The organism is Rhizobium sp. R86522, from assembly GCF_042466255.1.
Taxonomy (GTDB): Bacteria; Pseudomonadota; Alphaproteobacteria; order Rhizobiales; family Rhizobiaceae; genus Allorhizobium.
In genome coordinates this window covers 500,019-515,181 of record NZ_JAXHBX010000001.1, presented here as the reverse complement: position 1 = coordinate 515,181, position 15,163 = coordinate 500,019, and the positions used below count along the sequence as shown (strand labels likewise).

Annotated in this window: 14 protein-coding genes and 1 pseudogene; 7 read left to right on the top strand and 8 right to left on the bottom strand. The window is 59.8% G+C overall.

Going from position 1 to position 15,163, the window contains the following annotated elements; translation table 11 throughout:
• Nucleotides 1–49: 49 nt before the first annotated feature.
• The 3 genes from SJY08_RS02415 to SJY08_RS02405 form a co-directional block, all read right to left on the bottom strand.
• A complete protein-coding gene (locus SJY08_RS02415) occupies nucleotides 50–274 on the bottom strand; it encodes an aa3-type cytochrome c oxidase subunit IV (protein ID WP_054148187.1) in 225 nt (74 codons plus the stop codon).
• A 132-nt stretch (nucleotides 275–406) separates the two neighbouring features.
• Nucleotides 407–1,156: a hypothetical protein gene (locus SJY08_RS02410; protein ID WP_054148186.1), complete on the bottom strand. Its 750-nt coding sequence runs from the start codon at nucleotides 1,154–1,156 to the stop codon at nucleotides 407–409.
• A gap of 182 nt (nucleotides 1,157–1,338) precedes the next feature.
• Nucleotides 1,339–3,648 carry a putative bifunctional diguanylate cyclase/phosphodiesterase gene (locus SJY08_RS02405; protein ID WP_377274602.1) on the bottom strand — a complete coding sequence of 770 codons (2,310 nt, stop codon included), beginning with the start codon at nucleotides 3,646–3,648 and terminating at the stop codon, nucleotides 1,339–1,341.
• 375 nt (nucleotides 3,649–4,023) lie between these two features.
• On the opposite strand from SJY08_RS02405, the gene SJY08_RS02400 reads away from it, so the two are divergent.
• Nucleotides 4,024–4,617 (top strand): TRAP transporter small permease subunit, encoded by a 594-nt coding sequence (locus tag SJY08_RS02400; protein WP_054148184.1) that lies wholly within the window; start codon nucleotides 4,024–4,026, stop codon nucleotides 4,615–4,617.
• Nucleotides 4,610–6,433, top strand: a complete 1,824-nt coding sequence (locus SJY08_RS02395) for a TRAP transporter large permease subunit (RefSeq protein WP_377274601.1) — start codon at nucleotides 4,610–4,612, stop codon at nucleotides 6,431–6,433. Before SJY08_RS02400 ends, SJY08_RS02395 begins: the two co-directional genes overlap by 8 nt.
• 154 nt (nucleotides 6,434–6,587) lie before the next feature.
• Here SJY08_RS02395 and SJY08_RS02390 read toward each other — a convergent pair whose 3' ends face one another.
• The 5 genes from SJY08_RS02390 to SJY08_RS02370 form a co-directional block, all read right to left on the bottom strand.
• A complete protein-coding gene (locus SJY08_RS02390) occupies nucleotides 6,588–7,694 on the bottom strand; it encodes a TRAP transporter substrate-binding protein (RefSeq protein ID WP_377274600.1) in 1,107 nt (368 codons plus the stop codon).
• A gap of 254 nt (nucleotides 7,695–7,948) precedes the next feature.
• Nucleotides 7,949–8,428, bottom strand: a complete 480-nt coding sequence (locus SJY08_RS02385) for a hypothetical protein (protein ID WP_377274599.1) — start codon at nucleotides 8,426–8,428, stop codon at nucleotides 7,949–7,951.
• A gap of 75 nt (nucleotides 8,429–8,503) precedes the next feature.
• On the bottom strand, nucleotides 8,504–9,466 hold the full coding sequence (locus SJY08_RS02380; protein WP_377274598.1) for a 2-hydroxyacid dehydrogenase: 963 nt from the start codon (nucleotides 9,464–9,466) through the stop codon (nucleotides 8,504–8,506).
• A 58-nt stretch (nucleotides 9,467–9,524) separates the two neighbouring features.
• Nucleotides 9,525–10,541, bottom strand: coding sequence for a LacI family DNA-binding transcriptional regulator (locus tag SJY08_RS02375; RefSeq protein ID WP_054148179.1), 1,017 nt, complete (start codon nucleotides 10,539–10,541; stop codon nucleotides 9,525–9,527).
• 76 nt (nucleotides 10,542–10,617) lie between these two features.
• A complete protein-coding gene (locus tag SJY08_RS02370; RefSeq protein WP_069043409.1) occupies nucleotides 10,618–11,148 on the bottom strand; it encodes a MarR family winged helix-turn-helix transcriptional regulator in 531 nt (176 codons plus the stop codon).
• Between the two features lie 89 nt (nucleotides 11,149–11,237).
• On the opposite strand from SJY08_RS02370, the gene SJY08_RS02365 reads away from it, so the two are divergent.
• The 5 genes and pseudogenes from SJY08_RS02365 to SJY08_RS02345 all read left to right on the top strand — a co-directional run bounded on the left by SJY08_RS02365 (nucleotide 11,238) and on the right by SJY08_RS02345 (nucleotide 15,026).
• On the top strand, nucleotides 11,238–12,029 hold the full coding sequence (locus SJY08_RS02365) for a creatininase family protein (RefSeq protein WP_300888013.1): 792 nt from the start codon (nucleotides 11,238–11,240) through the stop codon (nucleotides 12,027–12,029).
• Between the two features lie 58 nt (nucleotides 12,030–12,087).
• Complete coding sequence (locus SJY08_RS02360; protein WP_054148176.1) at nucleotides 12,088–12,360, top strand: type II toxin-antitoxin system Phd/YefM family antitoxin; 273 nt, start codon at nucleotides 12,088–12,090, stop codon at nucleotides 12,358–12,360.
• Nucleotides 12,357–12,751 (top strand): annotated as a pseudogene (locus SJY08_RS02355) (type II toxin-antitoxin system VapC family toxin). The gene SJY08_RS02360 and the pseudogene SJY08_RS02355 overlap by 4 nt, the downstream one beginning before the upstream one ends.
• Nucleotides 12,752–12,850: 99 nt before the next feature.
• A complete protein-coding gene (locus SJY08_RS02350; protein ID WP_377274597.1) occupies nucleotides 12,851–13,978 on the top strand; it encodes a CobW family GTP-binding protein in 1,128 nt (375 codons plus the stop codon).
• A gap of 61 nt (nucleotides 13,979–14,039) precedes the next feature.
• Nucleotides 14,040–15,026 carry a WD40 repeat domain-containing protein gene (locus SJY08_RS02345; RefSeq protein ID WP_377274596.1) on the top strand — a complete coding sequence of 329 codons (987 nt, stop codon included), beginning with the start codon at nucleotides 14,040–14,042 and terminating at the stop codon, nucleotides 15,024–15,026.
• The last annotated feature ends 137 nt before the right edge of the window (nucleotides 15,027–15,163 follow it).

Genomic DNA, 15,163 nt, shown 5'->3' with positions numbered 1-15,163 from the left:
GGCGATCCGTTGCCGGACCGCCTCTCGTCAATCAATGCTCTATCGCCGATCAGCGCATCATGAAGACGCCGGCAACCGACAGCACGATCCAGATGAAGAACCCGCCGAGCAGGCCAGCACCGCCGAAGAAGCCGGCAGCCATGGCGATCATCAGCGCAACCAGGATGACGGTGCCATACTTGGTGCCAGCGATGAAGACGTCATAGGTCTTCTCGTGCTCCTTGTAGTCCATAGAAGCACCGGTTTCGACCGGACCGGAATGATGTTCGCTCATGTTCGATCTCCCAAATCTTAAGCCTAGCGGCACCACGGCGGAATCACATCTGACGAAACCATGGGCAGAAATGTATCTTTTTCCCGCATACACAAACGGCAGGCGGAGCGCAATCGGATCCGACGTTTGTGGTCAATAATCCCGACCAGCGACAGCGCCCGTGACCTTTCCCGCCGCCACGAGTCGCGCCGAAGGCAGGACCGTCAGCGGCGTGGTCGACAGCGCCCCCTCCCCACGTCCGAACATCAGGCGGCGCTCGTGCACCCCGGAATCGAAGAACGGATAGCGTTTGAGGAGTTTCGCACCCGTCGTGTGGGTATTGGTGGCCATGAGTGTGAGCTCAAGACCATAGATCTCGGTCATCCGCCGCTCGACGACAGTTTCCGCATAGAAGACGCGCTTGTAGAAGGCAGTATGATGCGGCCGAACGTGTTGCAGCACGCGGTCCGCCCTGAAATAGGCGGCAGCGACAATGCTCGTCCGAAGAGTGATGTAGGGGAGAATGGGCAACTCGCTTGCCACATCTGGATCGACAGCGAAACGCGCGGGGTCGATCAAGGTCAGTCCTGCATCCAGATAAGCCTCCATCACGTCGGGAAAGACGCCTGCCGACTGTGATAGGGGATGTCTTGGGGTCACGTGGTGAAGCCGTATCGTGCTGACAAGCTCTTCGAAATAATAGATCCCGAAAACATAGGCGTGCCTGTCGAAATCAGCATCATCAATCATGCTTGGCGCCGCGACCGGCAGCACGTTCGCTGCCTTGTAAGCCTTGTAACGCAGTTGCTCGATATCTTCGAAATCTTCTTGAGTCTCGATCCGGCGATACTCGATGAAATCGAGGTAGCGCATCAATCGTTCCGAAAAGCCTTCCAGTTCCATACTGATACCCCGCCGGCTGCAACCGATGGCATGGGGTATCACCTATCGTTCCACCTCGCCCCCCTGAAAATTAACAAGATATTAAAATGCGATAGGTTAAGGTTAACAGTTGCATACGCAACCATCTCTGCGACACGCGGTAAATCTGACTGGAAATGGAAACAGGCAGCAGAACAGGTGCGTCAAGCCACGCCGGCTTGGGCAGCGATCCCGTGGACTTCTGCCTCCTCCGCGAGAGCGCCGATGGCGTGAGCGGCGATCGGCATCGAGAAGACGTAGCCCTGAATGAGATCGGCGCAGTTGTGCTTCTTGATCAGCGACAGCTGCTCCCGCGTTTCAACGCCTTCGACCACGATCCCGATGTCAAGACCGCGCGTCAGGCTGACGATCCCCCGCAGAAGCTTCAATCGGCGGGCGTCCTGCCCGATGTTGCGAACGAAGGAGCGATCGATCTTCACCACGTCGACGGGCAGGGTATCCAGGTAGCTGAGGCTCGAGAAGCCGGTGCCGAAATCGTCGATGGAAATCGTGATCCCGAGCCCGCGTAGCCTGTCCAGAACGGCGCGGGCGGGAGTGAGTTCTTCGATCAGGCTGCTTTCCGTGACCTCAAGATGCAGCAGCTTGGCCGACAGCCCAGTCTCCGAGAGTATCCGTTCGATCATGGCGGCGAGATCGCCCTGCCTGAGATCGTGGACAGAAAGATTAACCGAAACACCGATCGCTTCCGGCCAAGTCTGGCAATCAAAACAGGCTCGGCGCAGCACCTGCTCCGTGATCTCTGTGACAATGCCCATCTCTTCTGCGATCTGGATGAAGATGTTCGGCGCAATCGGTCCCTTTTCCGGGTGATGCCATCGGGCAAGCGCCTCGCAACAGACGAGACCGCGCCCATCCGGAGTGAACATGGGCTGGTAGACGACGGTGATGGCCTGCTGGTCAACGGCCGCTCTGAGATCCGCCTTCAGTCGCTGCCGCTCCAGATAACGCGCATCCATTTCCTTGACGAAAAGCGTAAAGCTGCCCCGGCTGCGTGCCTTCGATTCGAACAGCGCGATATCCAGCTTGACCAGCCAGTCATCCATGTCGAATGCAGCACTCTCGGCAAGCACGGCCCCGGCGGAGAAAACGACAGGGACACGCATCCCCTCGACATCATAATCGGCGCTGGCGGCGAGATGCAGGTTACGCATCACGTCTATGAGGTCGTCCTGGTCCTCGACATTCGGAAAGAAGCAGATGAAGTGATCGCCCACCTGACGGCCGACAACAGCCTTGCCTGCGGCAAACTCCGTCAGGCGAGACGCGATGGACACCAGCAATTTGTCGCCGGTCAGATGCCCCTTGAGATCGTTCACATGCTTGAAATCGGCAACATCAAGGATCATTAGGCCGACAGTCGTCCCGAACTCGCCGGAGCGCTCCAGACGCTCGCGGACGAGGTCGATGAAGTATCCCCGATGCGGCAGCCCCGTCAGACTATCGTAACGTGCCATGTGCAGGATCTTGCGATCGGCATGCACACGAGCCGTCACATCCTCGAAGATCAACACGACCCCGCCCTCGTCGCGCCGCTTGGCGGAGAACTCCAGCACCAGATCTTCAGAAAAATGCATGAGTGCGCGGCTGGAGAGCCCTTGCACGAGCTGGGCGAGCTGTTTCTGCAGAAGGCTCGACATGGATCCGTCCAGAAACGTATGCCGGACGCCGTAGCGCAGAACGACGTCGAGATCGCAGCCGACGAGGCGGCGACGGTCCCCCAGGTTGAGCAATTCGCAGGCCTTCCGATTGACCACCTCGATCCGATTGTTCGGATCAAGCATCAACAGACCATGTGTCATGTTGCTGAGAGCCGTGTCGAAGCGATCGGCAATTTTTGCCATTTCGCGAGAAGCCAGAACATTTTCATAGAGGAAGTCGCGCACACCATTGGCCATCGACCGCACGGTAAGACCAAACGGCACGAGCATCAGCGACAACAATGCCTTGAAGAGATCCTGTGCAAGAAGGCTGCCGATGATCATGGGCACGCAACACGCCAAAGTCTGCAGATCGACAGCAAGCCTTGAACCATAGTTGCGGCCGACGACGGACACCATCGAGGCCATGGTAACGGCTATGCAGGCAAGTTCCGCGAATGTGTCTTCGAAGGCGAGCATCGCGTAACCGCTGCCGACACCCAGGATTGCAGCAGTCGAGGCGCCCCCGATGACATAGCGGCGTTCCCAGGCCGCGATCTGCTGGCGAGTGAGCTTCGACTTGTCTTCCCGATCGAAGACAAAGAAGGAGTTCAGCCGGAACGAGAAGACGGCGACGAAGCAGGCGCACAGGAAGAGGTAGAAGGACGCTCCCGTCTGCACATAGACCGTGACGAATGTCAGGATGTGGACAACCATGCCGGTAAACAGCGTGAAGCGGTTGTCGAACAGAGAGCTCACGAACGACAGATACACATCCGTGGGCACATTTTTCTCATGCCCCCTCTCGGTATTCATGATCTGCCCTCCCGGCAAGGTTGGACGCGAAACCTCAGTTTTCAAATGATGTCTCTTCCAATCCTTGTGCCTGCTTTGCGGCAAAAAGCATGTCCTAAAACGTCACAGCAACACGCAAAACGAAGCAACTCCTAAACTGCACTGCTTCTAGGTGACACGCAAACAACTAAGCGAGAACCTCTTAAGGGCGGCCTATCGAAACTATTAAAATGCAAGCAAACACAAGCGATGCGCGCAGACGGAAACCAGCGCCAGCGTCGGCTGCAGCTGCAGCCAGTTCAACTTTCGTTGCCCCTGGGGGCGGATCGGTGCAGTCCAGTTGCACGTGGTTTGCCATTGCTCTAAGCACGAAGCGACAAGGGGAGAAAAAACACAATGACAATCCTGTTGGCTGTTTCTCGGCTGATCGACGCGATCAACGGGGCCATCGGGCGCTGGGTTTCCTGGCTGCTCCTGGCCGCCGTCCTGATCAGCGCCGGCAACGCCGTCATCCGCAAGACCTTCGACATGTCATCCAACGCTTGGCTGGAAGTACAGTGGTATCTGTTCGGCACCGTGTTCATGCTGGCCGCCGCCTACACGCTCCAGCGCAACGAGCATGTGCGAATTGACGTGCTGGCGGGCACTTTCAAGAAGCGCACACGCGACTGGATCGACCTATTCGGCCATATCTTTTTCCTGCTGCCCTTCTGCCTAATGATGACGTATTTTGCGTGGCCATTCTTCTGGCGCTCGTTTATGTCGGGCGAAATGTCCTCCAACGCTGGCGGCCTGATCATTTGGCCGGCCAAGGCCAGCATCCTTGTGGGCTTCGTTCTATTGAACCTCCAGGCGTTCTCGGAAATCATCAAGCGCTTTGCCATCATTCGTGGCGACCTCGAGGACACGACGGTCGCGTCCGGACATGGCAAACCTGATCTGCCTGCCGACGACGCTGCGAGCCAGACGAAGGGGGGCAACAATGCTTGATATTTTCGCACACAACCTCGCGCCGATCATGTTTATCATCGTGATGGGTATGCTGCTGATCGGCTACCCGGTTGCGTTCACGCTGGCGGCCGGCGGAATCTACTTCTTCATCTTCGGTGTGGAGCTCAGCCATATCTCGCCGGAGATAAGATTGTCCTGGCCGCTGGCCCAGGCCAACATGAACCGTGTCTTTGACATCATGCGCAACGACACGCTTCTGGCCATTCCCTTCTTCACCTTCATGGGCCTGATCCTCGAGCGGTCGCGCATGGCGGAAGACCTTCTAGACACGATCGGCCAGTTGTTCGGCACAGTGCGCGGCGGCCTGGCATTCGCGGTTGTCATCGTCGGCGCGCTTCTAGCTGCAACGACCGGCGTCGTGGCAGCCTCAGTCATCGCCATGGGCCTGATCTCACTGCCCATCATGATGCGTTACAACTACGATCCAGGCCTTGCCGCGGGTACGATCGCGGCATCCGGCACCTTGGCGCAGATCGTTCCGCCTTCGCTGGTTCTGATCGTCATGGCCGACCAGCTCGGTCGCTCCGTGGGCGACATGTATGTCGGCGCCATGCTGCCAGCATTGATGCTGGTTGGCATGTATTGCCTCTACATCTTCGCGGTCACACTGATCAAACCGGAATGGGCACCCGCACTTCCTCCTGAAGCCCGCCCACTTGGTTCAGGAGGGACGTCTCTCTATTTCATCCTTCTGGCTGCGATCGGTCTCTACTTCATCAGCTATTACTTCGTGTTCACGGAGTTCCGCTACGAGACGCGCGTGGTCTGGGCAGCACTCGCAGCGACAGTCATCCCATACGTGTTTGCCCTGGCCAATCGTCATTGGAACCTGGGCTATATGTCGAAGATGGCCGAGCAGGTTGTCATTGTCCTGATCCCGCCACTTGCGCTCATCTTCCTCGTCCTCGGCACGATCTTCCTCGGCATCGCAACGCCGACAGAAGGCGGCGCCATGGGTGCTGCCGGCGCACTGATCATGGCGCTGGCAAAACGCAGACTCAACCTTAAGACCCTGATGCAGGCGCTGGACTCGACCGCGAAGCTAGCGACCTTCGTCATGTTCATCCTGATTGGTGCCCGTGTCTTCGCGCTCACCTTTTATGGCATCTCGGGCGATATCTGGGTTGAAGAACTGATGCTGGCGTTGCCGGGCGGTGAGACAGGCTTCCTGATCGTCGTGACGATCATCGTCTTCATCCTCGGATGCTTCCTCGATTTCTTCGAAATCGCATTCGTTCTTGTGCCGTTGCTGGCACCCGTGGCAGACAAGCTCGGCATCGACCTTGTCTGGTTCGGCGTATTGTTGGGGATGAACCTGCAGGTCAGCTTCCTGACACCACCCTTCGGCTTTGCCCTCTTCTATCTGCGCTCGGTTGCACCGACCAAGGCCTGGCACGACAAGACGACCGATCGCATGATCGAACCCATCACCACGCGATCGATCTACACAGGGACGTTGCCGTTCATCCTGATCAACATCCTCATGCTGGGCATTCTGATCGCCTTCCCCGGTCTTGTGACCCACTACAAGGCCGCGCCCGTGCAGATGAACCAGACGGACATCAACAGCCAGATCAACGATGCAGGTGGTTCCGGCTTCGGTCTGCCAGGCATGAGCCTCGATGGAGCACCTTCGCTGGGTCTTCCGGGACCCGGTGATGGCATGCCTGCGATGCCGAATTTCGGGGCTCCGACAACGCAGCCGGCCACACCACCGGCAGGAGGCACATCGCTTCCGGCCCCAGGCGGCCTGCCAGGCCCTGGCGATGCCGGCGGCCTGCCGCGGTTCGACTGAAGGCGAAGGCCTCTCAAAAATGAGACCCGGCGGAGACGCCGGGTTTTTCTTTGGCCAAGCGCCGATGATCGATTCGAATGGATCACGACACAAACAAATAAGGCCCCGGGACAGGACGTCCCGAGGCCTCTTAGATCAGTCTGAAGCGAAAAGCTTAGAGCTTGCCGCCGCGCTGCTGCAGCATCATGAAGGTGTCGAAGCTGTACTCGGACAGCTGGAACCACAGATAGCCGTCGCCGCGATAGCCCATGTACGAGTCATGCAGCTTCTTGAACTGCGGGTTCTCGGCGCTGATCTCCCCATAAACCTTGGTCGCCGCATCGAAGCAGGCTTCCAGGATCTCGCGGCTGTAGGGACGAAGCTGCGTGCCCTCGGCAACGAGCTTCTTCAGAGCAGCCGGGTTGAGGCTGTCGTAGCGCGCCATCATCACACCGTTGGCGAGTGCAGACGCACTCTTGACGATGCCCTTGTAGTTGCTCGGCAGCTCGTTCCACTTGTCGAGATTGATCATGTTCAACAGCGTCACGCCGCCTTCCCACCAGCCGGGATAGTAGCAGTAAGGAGCAACCTTGTTGAAGCCGAGCTTGGCGTCGTCGTAAGGACCGACGAATTCGGCACCATCGATCGTGCCGCGTTCGAGAGCAGCGTAGATGTCACCACCCGGGATGTTCTGCGGAACGACGCCGAGTTCGGAAATGATGCGACCACCGAAGCCGCCGATGCGGAACTTCAGGCCCTGCAGGTCGGCGACCGTGTTGATTTCCTTACGGAACCAGCCACCCATCTGCGCACCGGTATTACCAGCCGGGAACGAGATCATGTTGTTGGCGGCATAGAACTCATTGAGCAGGTCTAGACCACCGCCCTCGTAGAGCCAGCCATTGGTCATGCGCTGGTTCAGGCCGAACGGAACGCCCGTGCCGAATGCCCAGCTCGGATCCTTGCCAAAGAAGTAGTAGGACGCGGTATGCGCCATTTCGATGGTGCCATCACGAACGGCATCTGCACCTTCCAGCGCACCGACGATTTCGCCAGCCCCGAAGACCTGGATCTGGAAATTGCCGTCGGTTGCTTCGTTGACGGCTGCCGCAAACACTTCGGCAGCACCATAAATGGTGTCAAGCGCCTTGGGGAAGCCCGACGAGCAGCGCCAGGTGATCTTGGGGTTTTCCTGCGCGATGGCTGGTGCTGCCAGCACGGTGGACGCAGCAGCGCCCGCACCGGCGACGCCAGCCTTCTTGATAAATGAACGACGATCCATGAACTACCTCCCACTTGTTGCCCCACCGGCGGGCATCGTCGGCCCCTCCCGGCAGCGATGCGCGAGCTAACCATTTTGTCTAAGGGGATTCAAGCGCTTGGACTCTATTCTTTTGGATGAGAGCTTTCACTTGAGCGTGCCTGTAGAGGGCAGTTGCTATGTTAGCGCGAACATGTAAACCGAGGCAAGAAACTGCGCAACCTTGGCGATTTACTGCGCAAGGCTACAATTTTTATGACCCGCTCCGCAAATGCTCAAGGCAACATCAGGAGCGCCAGATCTGCACCGGGTATATCCGTCACCTCGTAAGAAAAGTGCCGCCCTCGAACCAGTGTCAGCAAGGTGGCTCCACCAGGATCGCTGATCGTCACACTGCCATCTTCGTGCTGGGTCCAGGTGGTTGCACGCACCAGACCAGGCCAGACCTCTTCGCAATCGGGTGGAGCGAAAAAATCGCGACTGCGACTGGTGAGAGCCGCGCCGCGCTCCACCAGACAGACCGTCTTTCGTGTGAAGTTGGACACGGAAAACTGGGCCGGTGGCGAGACGGATCCCGCATGCAGCTTCGCGGCAAAGACCGACGGCTTATGGTCGGCAGGTGGAATTGTGCCGAGCACGATCGGATCGGTGGCCATTTGCGCGGAGCGCTGCGGCAGAGCCCAGATACTGACTCCGACCACCGAGACACCTGCACACAGGAGAACTGTCGCCACGATGGCGAGAGAGGACTTCATCGGAGCATCCTTCCGCTCGAGACCCCATATGGCAAGAGGATGCACCGGCAAGCTTGCGGAAGGCTGACCGCCGAATCAGCTCCTTGGATACGGCGTTTCCGGAACCGGCGTGAGCGGCCGTCCCGTGTCGAACCAGCTGACGATATTGTCGACGACAAGATCGGCCATGGCGTCACGCGTTGGCACCGAGGCCGATGCGACATGCGGCAGCAACGAGACATTCGGCAGGTCGATCAGGGCCTGGGGCACGCGAGGTTCGTCGGCAAAGACATCGAGACCGGCAGCAGCGATCGTACCGGCCTGAAGGGCGGCGATCAGCGCGGGCTCATCGACCGTCGAACCGCGACCGACATTGATGAGCACGCCGTTCTGCCCCAGCGCGGAGAGGACTTCGGCGTTGATTGCACCATTGGTCTCCGGCGTCGACGGGACGATCGAAATGAGCACATCGACCGCCTTCGCGAGGCCCGTCAGGGTGTCGTGATAGACGAAATCGACACCCGTGCGGGGTCGCCGCGTATGGTAGGCAAGTTCGACCTTGAACGGCAGGAGACGGTTGGCAATCTCCATGCCGATCCGGCCGAGACCGTGAAGGCCGATCTTGCGCCCCTTGAGCGAAAGCGGCGAGAGTGGAAATGCCCCCTCTTTCTCCCAGCGTCCGTCACGCAGATAACGCTCGGCGAAATAAAACTGACGCATGGTATTGAGAAGCAGCGCGATCGCCGTATCGGCCACCTCATCGTTCAGCACGTCGGGCGTATTCGTGACGACCACCCCGGCAGCTGAGGCCGCCTTCACATCGACGCCGTCGTATCCGACCCCGAAGCTGCCGATCACCTCGAGCTTCGGCAAGCGCTCGATCAGCGAAGCAGGAAATCGGCCGGAGACCGCAGCGCCGCGCACTCGCTCTAGTTCACCCGCGTCCGCCTCGGCGGCAGTGGCATCGGAGATTTCCAAAAGGTCGAACCGATCCGAAAGACGGGCACGGACGCGCGGATGAATGCGGCCTGGAATGAGCACGAGGGGGCGATCGGACATGGCTGTCTCCTTGCGGGGCGAGGATCATGGACGAGCGGCCTTGAAGCCGCCTCGGGGATCACCGACGGATCGGGCCGGTCGATTGGCGAATGCGCATCTCGGGCTTGATCAGGTGGATGCCGTCAGGCTCATGACTGCCGGCAAGCTTGTCGAGCAGCGCCCGCGCGGCAAGCCGCCCGACCTCCGCCTGACCGTTCCAGACGGTTGTCAGGGATGGCGTGGCGATCGAGGCTTCCTCGAGGTCGTCATAGCCGGTGACCGAGATGTCCTGGCCGGGGATGAGACCGGCACGGGCAATGCCGTTCATCAACCCGATGGCGACGAGATCGTTCCAGCAGACGGCAGCCGTCGGCTTCTGCGGAAGCGACAGAAAGTTCACCGCCGCCTCGAAACCGCCCTGCTTGGTGCGGGGGCCCGGGATGCGCAGGCCGGGATCGACTTCGATACCCGCCTTGCGCAGCGCGTTCACATAGCCCTGGTAGCGGTCACGCCCCGTGGATGTCTGGTCCGTGCCGCCGATCATGGCAATCGAGCGATGGCCAAGGCCAATCAGATGGTTGGTGGCCAGCGAAATGCCGTAACTGTCGTCGCCGCGATAGATCGGCACATCGAGCCCATCCATAGAGCGGGCGATGAAGATCGCCGGCATGCTGTTATTTTCGGCGAGCAACACGTCTTCGGGCGGCGTGCCGATGGCCGGCGACATGATCACCCCGTCGCCGCCAAGCTGCAGCAGCGTCTCGATGAACATGCGTTGCTTCTCGACGCTGTCGTAGTGGTTCGAAAGAATGAAGGTGTGTCGACTGCGATCGAGTTCGGTCTCGATGGCTTTCAGGATTTCGCCGTAAAACGGGTTCATGATGTCATGCACGACGACACCGATGATCCCGGAGCGGGAGGTGCGAAGGCTCGCAGCACGGCGGTTGTAGATGTAACCGAGGGCGCGCGCCTGCTCCTTGATCTTCTCGCGGGTATCGGCCGCAACGAGCGGGCTGTCACGCAGGGCAAGCGAAATGGTCGCCGTGGAGAGACCAAGCGTCTCCGCAATGGTCGAAAGCTTTACCTTTTGTGCCACGTTTCCTCCCTCGCAGCAGGCCGGTGGGCGCTCGATCGCCCTTAAAAGATTTAATTAAACAATTTAATTGGCGATTTCAATCACCGTCATCGTCCGCATGATCAGCTGACCGCATGCCGCTCTGACCCGAGAGATTACCCTCGATGGCCGCCAGCAGCTTGACCAGGATCTTCACTTCCTTGCCCGACAGGCCCTGGAGGGCATGAGCCTCGCAGGCAACCGTCACTGCCGCGATCTGAGCCACGCTGCCGCGCCCCTCGTCGGTGAGATAGACCTTGGTCAGGCGTCCGTCTCGATCGTCGGTACGGCGCATGACGAAGCCCTGCGCCTCCATCCGCCCGATGGTGCGGGTCATGGTGGGCGCCTTGACACCGAGCTGATGGGCAAGCGCACCCGGCGTCTGGCCGTCCTCCTGCGCGAGAAGTTGCACCACGCCATCCTGGCCCGGATAGAGCCCGCTTTCGGCAAGCCCATGGGAAAGCCGGGTTCGCAAAGCACGTGCGACCTGGGTCATGGCACCACTGAGCACACCCGAAGCCGGCGGCTCCTTCTTCTTGCTCTTCTTCTTTTCACCGCGGTCCTTGTCGGCCTTGTCCTTTTTCGCCATGACTCTCCCCGGTCGACAAACGCTACGGCCCTCACTGCAATCCGCCGCGACGGCTGCCATGCATAACGAAGATGATGAGGTTAGACCAGATGGCGAAGCCAGCCCTGTCGTTCGCGGACAACGATCCCCGGCTGAAAGCCGATGACCGGCGCGACTGGATTGCCGTCCTGCCGCTCGGCGCACACGAGCAGCACGGCCCTCACCTGCCCTTCGAGACCGACACGATCATCGCTGAAGGCATCATGCGCCGTGTCGCCGATGCCCTGCCTCCGCATCTGCCAGTAACCATCCTGCCGGCGGAGCCCGTCGGCTACTCGATCGAACACATGCATGTCGAAGGCAGCCGAACACTCACCTATGACGAGGCGATCATCCGCTGGCTCGGGATCGCTGAAGAGCTGAACCGCCAGGGCATTCGCAAACTGGTGCTGATGAACGCCCATGGTGGCAATTCCCCGCTGCTGACGATTGCCGCAACCGAAGCACGGGTGCGCTTCAATATGCTGGCGGTCGCAACAAGCTGGACACGCTTCGGCCAGCCGGACGGCTGGATTGCACCCGAGGCAAAGGCGGTCGACATCCACGGCGGAGACATCGAGACATCGGTCATGCTGGCGCTCGCACCGGATCGGGTGGACATGACGAAAGCAGAGAGCTTCCCCTCCCGGCAATCCGATTTCGCCGCCCGCTTCCGCCATCTGCGCGCCTATGGTCCCCATGCCTTCGGCTGGAAGATGTCGGATCTCAACTCACAGGGTGTGGCCGGCAATGCGGCGGCAGCGACGGCAGAGAGGGGGGAACGATTGCTGGCCCATTCGGTTGCAGGCCTTCTCGATCTACTGGATGACGTGCACAGGTTCGATACTGCAACATTGACGTGAGCTTGCAGGGCCGACAGGGAAGGCGCATATTGGTCAAGAGAGAGCGTGAGTAAGAAGCATGCGTGTTTCCATGGAGCAGGCAGCCGCGCGGGTCGAAGAACTTGTAGAGCGAGCCGAACGCGGAGAGCCCGTTATCATCACCCGCGACGGGCAGGATGCTGTCGTCTTGCAACCGATCGAATCGACCGGCCGACGTCCTGCGCTAACTCTCGAGGAACGACGGGCCATTCTCGAAGAGATCATGGCCAAGGCCCCTCGCCCGGTTCCAGGTGAGCCGCTCGCTGACAGGAGTCACGACTTTCTGTACGATGAAAACGGTCTTCCGACGTGATCGCACTCGACACATCTGCACTGATTGCCATCATAAAGAATGAAGCGACTGCTAAGGCCTGTGCAGCAGTTCTGGAAACCCCAAACAGTCGCCTAGTGTTGTCAGCTGGCACGCTGCTCGAACTGAAAATCGTGGCTCTTCAAAAAAATTGTACGGATGAATTGTCGCGACTGATTGCATCCCTCAATGTCGAGATCATCGACCTGACGGCTTCCCGCGCGGAGCTCGCTGCCGCAGCCTACCAACGCTTCGGCAAAGGCATCACCCGGCCTCGCTCAACTTCGGCGATTGCTTTTCCTATGCCACCGCCAAGGAGTTCGACTGCCCGCTTCTCTATGTCGGAGACGACTTCACACGCACCGATGTCCGCTCGGCGCTGGCCGCCGCCTGAGCCGTACGAAAGCCTTTGAACTGGCAAGACGGAACGCCTATATGGGGGTAACACCATTACAGCCGCATCGTCCGGCGCCCCCTGACACCAGAGGCTTTCATGACCGAAGCATCCGCGAAACCGACACCCGTCACCGTGCTCACCGGCTATCTCGGCGCCGGCAAGACGACGCTGCTCAATCGAATCCTCTCCGAAAACCACGGCAAGAAATACGCCGTCATCGTCAATGAATTCGGCGAGATCGGCATCGACAACGACCTGATCGTCGAGTCTGACGAAGAAATCTACGAAATGAACAATGGCTGCGTCTGCTGCACCGTGCGCGGCGACCTGATCCGCGTGGTCGAAGGCCTGATGCGTCGTCCCGGCCGCTTCGACGGCATCATCGTCGAGACGACGGGCTTGGCCGATCCGGTACCGGTTGCCCAGACCTTTTTCATGGACGATGACGTCCGCTCCAAGACAGAGCTCGATGCCGTGGTGGCTCTCGTCGACGCAAAGCATCTGCCGCTGCGCCTGAAGGACAGCCGCGAAGCCGAAGACCAGATCGCCTTTGCCGATGTCGTCGTCATCAACAAGTCCGATCTCGTCACCCATGACGAGTTGCACCAGATCGAGCACATCGTGCGCGCAATCAATCCTTCCGCCCGCATCTATTCGACCACCCGCTCTGGCGTCGATCTCGCCAAGGTGCTCGATCAGGGCGCCTTCAATCTCGAGCGCGCGCTCGAAAACGATCCGCATTTCCTCGACCATGACGACCCGGACCATGTCTGCGGCCCGGATTGCGGCCATGACCATCATCACCATGATCACGGGCATGACCACCACCATCATGACCATGGCCACGATCATCATGCGCATGATCATGGTCATGACCACGGGCATCACCACCACGATCACGCCCCCTCCCCGATCCATGACGTGACCGTGGTCTCGGTCTCCCTTCGCGGTGGCGAGATGAACCCGGATCGCTTCTTCCCCTGGATCCAGAAGGTGACCCAGACGCAAGGCCCGAACATCCTGCGCCTGAAAGGCATCATCGCCTTCAAGGGCGACGAGGAGCGTTATGTCGTGCAGGGCGTGCACATGATCGTCGAGGGCGATCACCAGCGTCCATGGAAGGATGGCGAGAAGCGCGAGAGCCGCCTTGTCTTCATCGGCCGTGAACTCGACCGCGAAAAGCTGGAAGCCAGCTTCAAGGCCTGCGAAGCCGCCTCTGCCTGAACGGGGCTTTCACGCCCCGCCGCCTGTCCGTACCGTTCTGCCTGAAAGAAAGCCTGTCCGTATGCCCACTGTTGCACCGCTCGATATCGAAGGCCACGTTGTCTCGACCCATTTTCTCGGTGACATCCCGGTCTTCGCCGCTGCGAGCGGTGCCATTCACCGGCTGGATGGCGGCGAGAAGGTGACGGAGGCGAATGCCGGACTGCTGACCTGTGTCAAGGATCCGGCAAGCCAGACCCTGCTGACAGGTGGCGAAGACGGCCGCGTGCTGCGCATCGCTCATGACGGCACGGTTACCGAAATCGCCCATGTGCCACGCAAGTGGATTTCGGTCGTCGCACCCGGTCCCCAAGGCGCGGTCGCCTATGCCTATGGCAAGTCGACTTTCGTGCGGCTTGCCGATGGCACGACGAAGGAATTCACCGAAGAGCGTACTGTCGAGGCCGTCGATTTCGCCCCCAAGGGTCTGCGTATCGCGGTTGCCCGCTATAACGGCGTCACTTTGCACTGGGTCGGGACCGCAGGCGCGCCCGTCGATCTCGACTGGAAGGGCGCGCATACGGGCGTGACCTTCTCGCCCGATGGCCGCTTCGTCGTCACCATGATGCAGGAATCGGCGCTGCATGGCTGGAAGCTCGACGGCAAGGCCGCCGACACCCGCCATATGCGAATGACCGGCTATCCCGCCAAGGTCAAATCCCTTTCCTGGTCACCGAAGGGCAAGTGGCTCGCCTCGTCAGGCGCACCGGCTGCAATCGTCTGGCCATTCTCCGGCAAGGACGGCCCGATGGGCAAGGCTCCGCTCGAACTCGGCACCCGCGCCAACATTCTCGTTACCCAGGTCGCCTTCCACCCAATCGAAGAGGTTCTGGCGATCGGGTTCATCGACGGCATGATCCTTGCCGTGCGCATCGCCGATGGCAAGGAGGCGCTGTTGCGCCGTCCCGGCAAGGGTGCAGTGACCTCACTTGCCTGGAGCAGCACAGGCAAACTCCTCGCCTTCGCTTCCGAGGCGGGTGATTGTGGCGTCATCGACATCACCGGCTGATTGCCGAGGCAACACCTCAAAGCGCTTTAGTTGCGTGTACGCATGGGAAAAATCACGCCTAGCGGTAAAGTTTGCGAAAATTCGCACTATACCGTTCACCATGCGCTTACCTTAACCATGCGGTAGCAATTGCCTCC

Excerpts from the sequence above, each read along its gene's own strand:
- SJY08_RS02415 (WP_054148187.1), bottom strand. The coding sequence starts at position 274 with ATGAGCGAACATCATTCCGGTCCGGTCGAAACCGGTGCTTCTATGGAC.
- SJY08_RS02410 (WP_054148186.1), bottom strand. The coding sequence starts at position 1,156 with ATGGAACTGGAAGGCTTTTCGGAACGATTGATGCGCTACCTCGATTTC.
- SJY08_RS02405 (WP_377274602.1), bottom strand. The coding sequence starts at position 3,648 with ATGAATACCGAGAGGGGGCATGAGAAAAATGTGCCCACGGATGTGTAT.
- SJY08_RS02400 (WP_054148184.1), top strand. The coding sequence starts at position 4,024 with ATGACAATCCTGTTGGCTGTTTCTCGGCTGATCGACGCGATCAACGGG.
- SJY08_RS02395 (WP_377274601.1), top strand. The coding sequence starts at position 4,610 with ATGCTTGATATTTTCGCACACAACCTCGCGCCGATCATGTTTATCATC.
- SJY08_RS02390 (WP_377274600.1), bottom strand. The coding sequence starts at position 7,694 with ATGGATCGTCGTTCATTTATCAAGAAGGCTGGCGTCGCCGGTGCGGGC.
- SJY08_RS02385 (WP_377274599.1), bottom strand. The coding sequence starts at position 8,428 with ATGAAGTCCTCTCTCGCCATCGTGGCGACAGTTCTCCTGTGTGCAGGT.
- SJY08_RS02380 (WP_377274598.1), bottom strand. The coding sequence starts at position 9,466 with ATGTCCGATCGCCCCCTCGTGCTCATTCCAGGCCGCATTCATCCGCGC.
- SJY08_RS02370 (WP_069043409.1), bottom strand. The coding sequence starts at position 11,148 with ATGGCGAAAAAGGACAAGGCCGACAAGGACCGCGGTGAAAAGAAGAAG.
- SJY08_RS02365 (WP_300888013.1), top strand. The coding sequence starts at position 11,238 with ATGGCGAAGCCAGCCCTGTCGTTCGCGGACAACGATCCCCGGCTGAAA.
- SJY08_RS02360 (WP_054148176.1), top strand. The coding sequence starts at position 12,088 with ATGCGTGTTTCCATGGAGCAGGCAGCCGCGCGGGTCGAAGAACTTGTA.
- SJY08_RS02350 (WP_377274597.1), top strand. The coding sequence starts at position 12,851 with ATGACCGAAGCATCCGCGAAACCGACACCCGTCACCGTGCTCACCGGC.
- SJY08_RS02345 (WP_377274596.1), top strand. The coding sequence starts at position 14,040 with ATGCCCACTGTTGCACCGCTCGATATCGAAGGCCACGTTGTCTCGACC.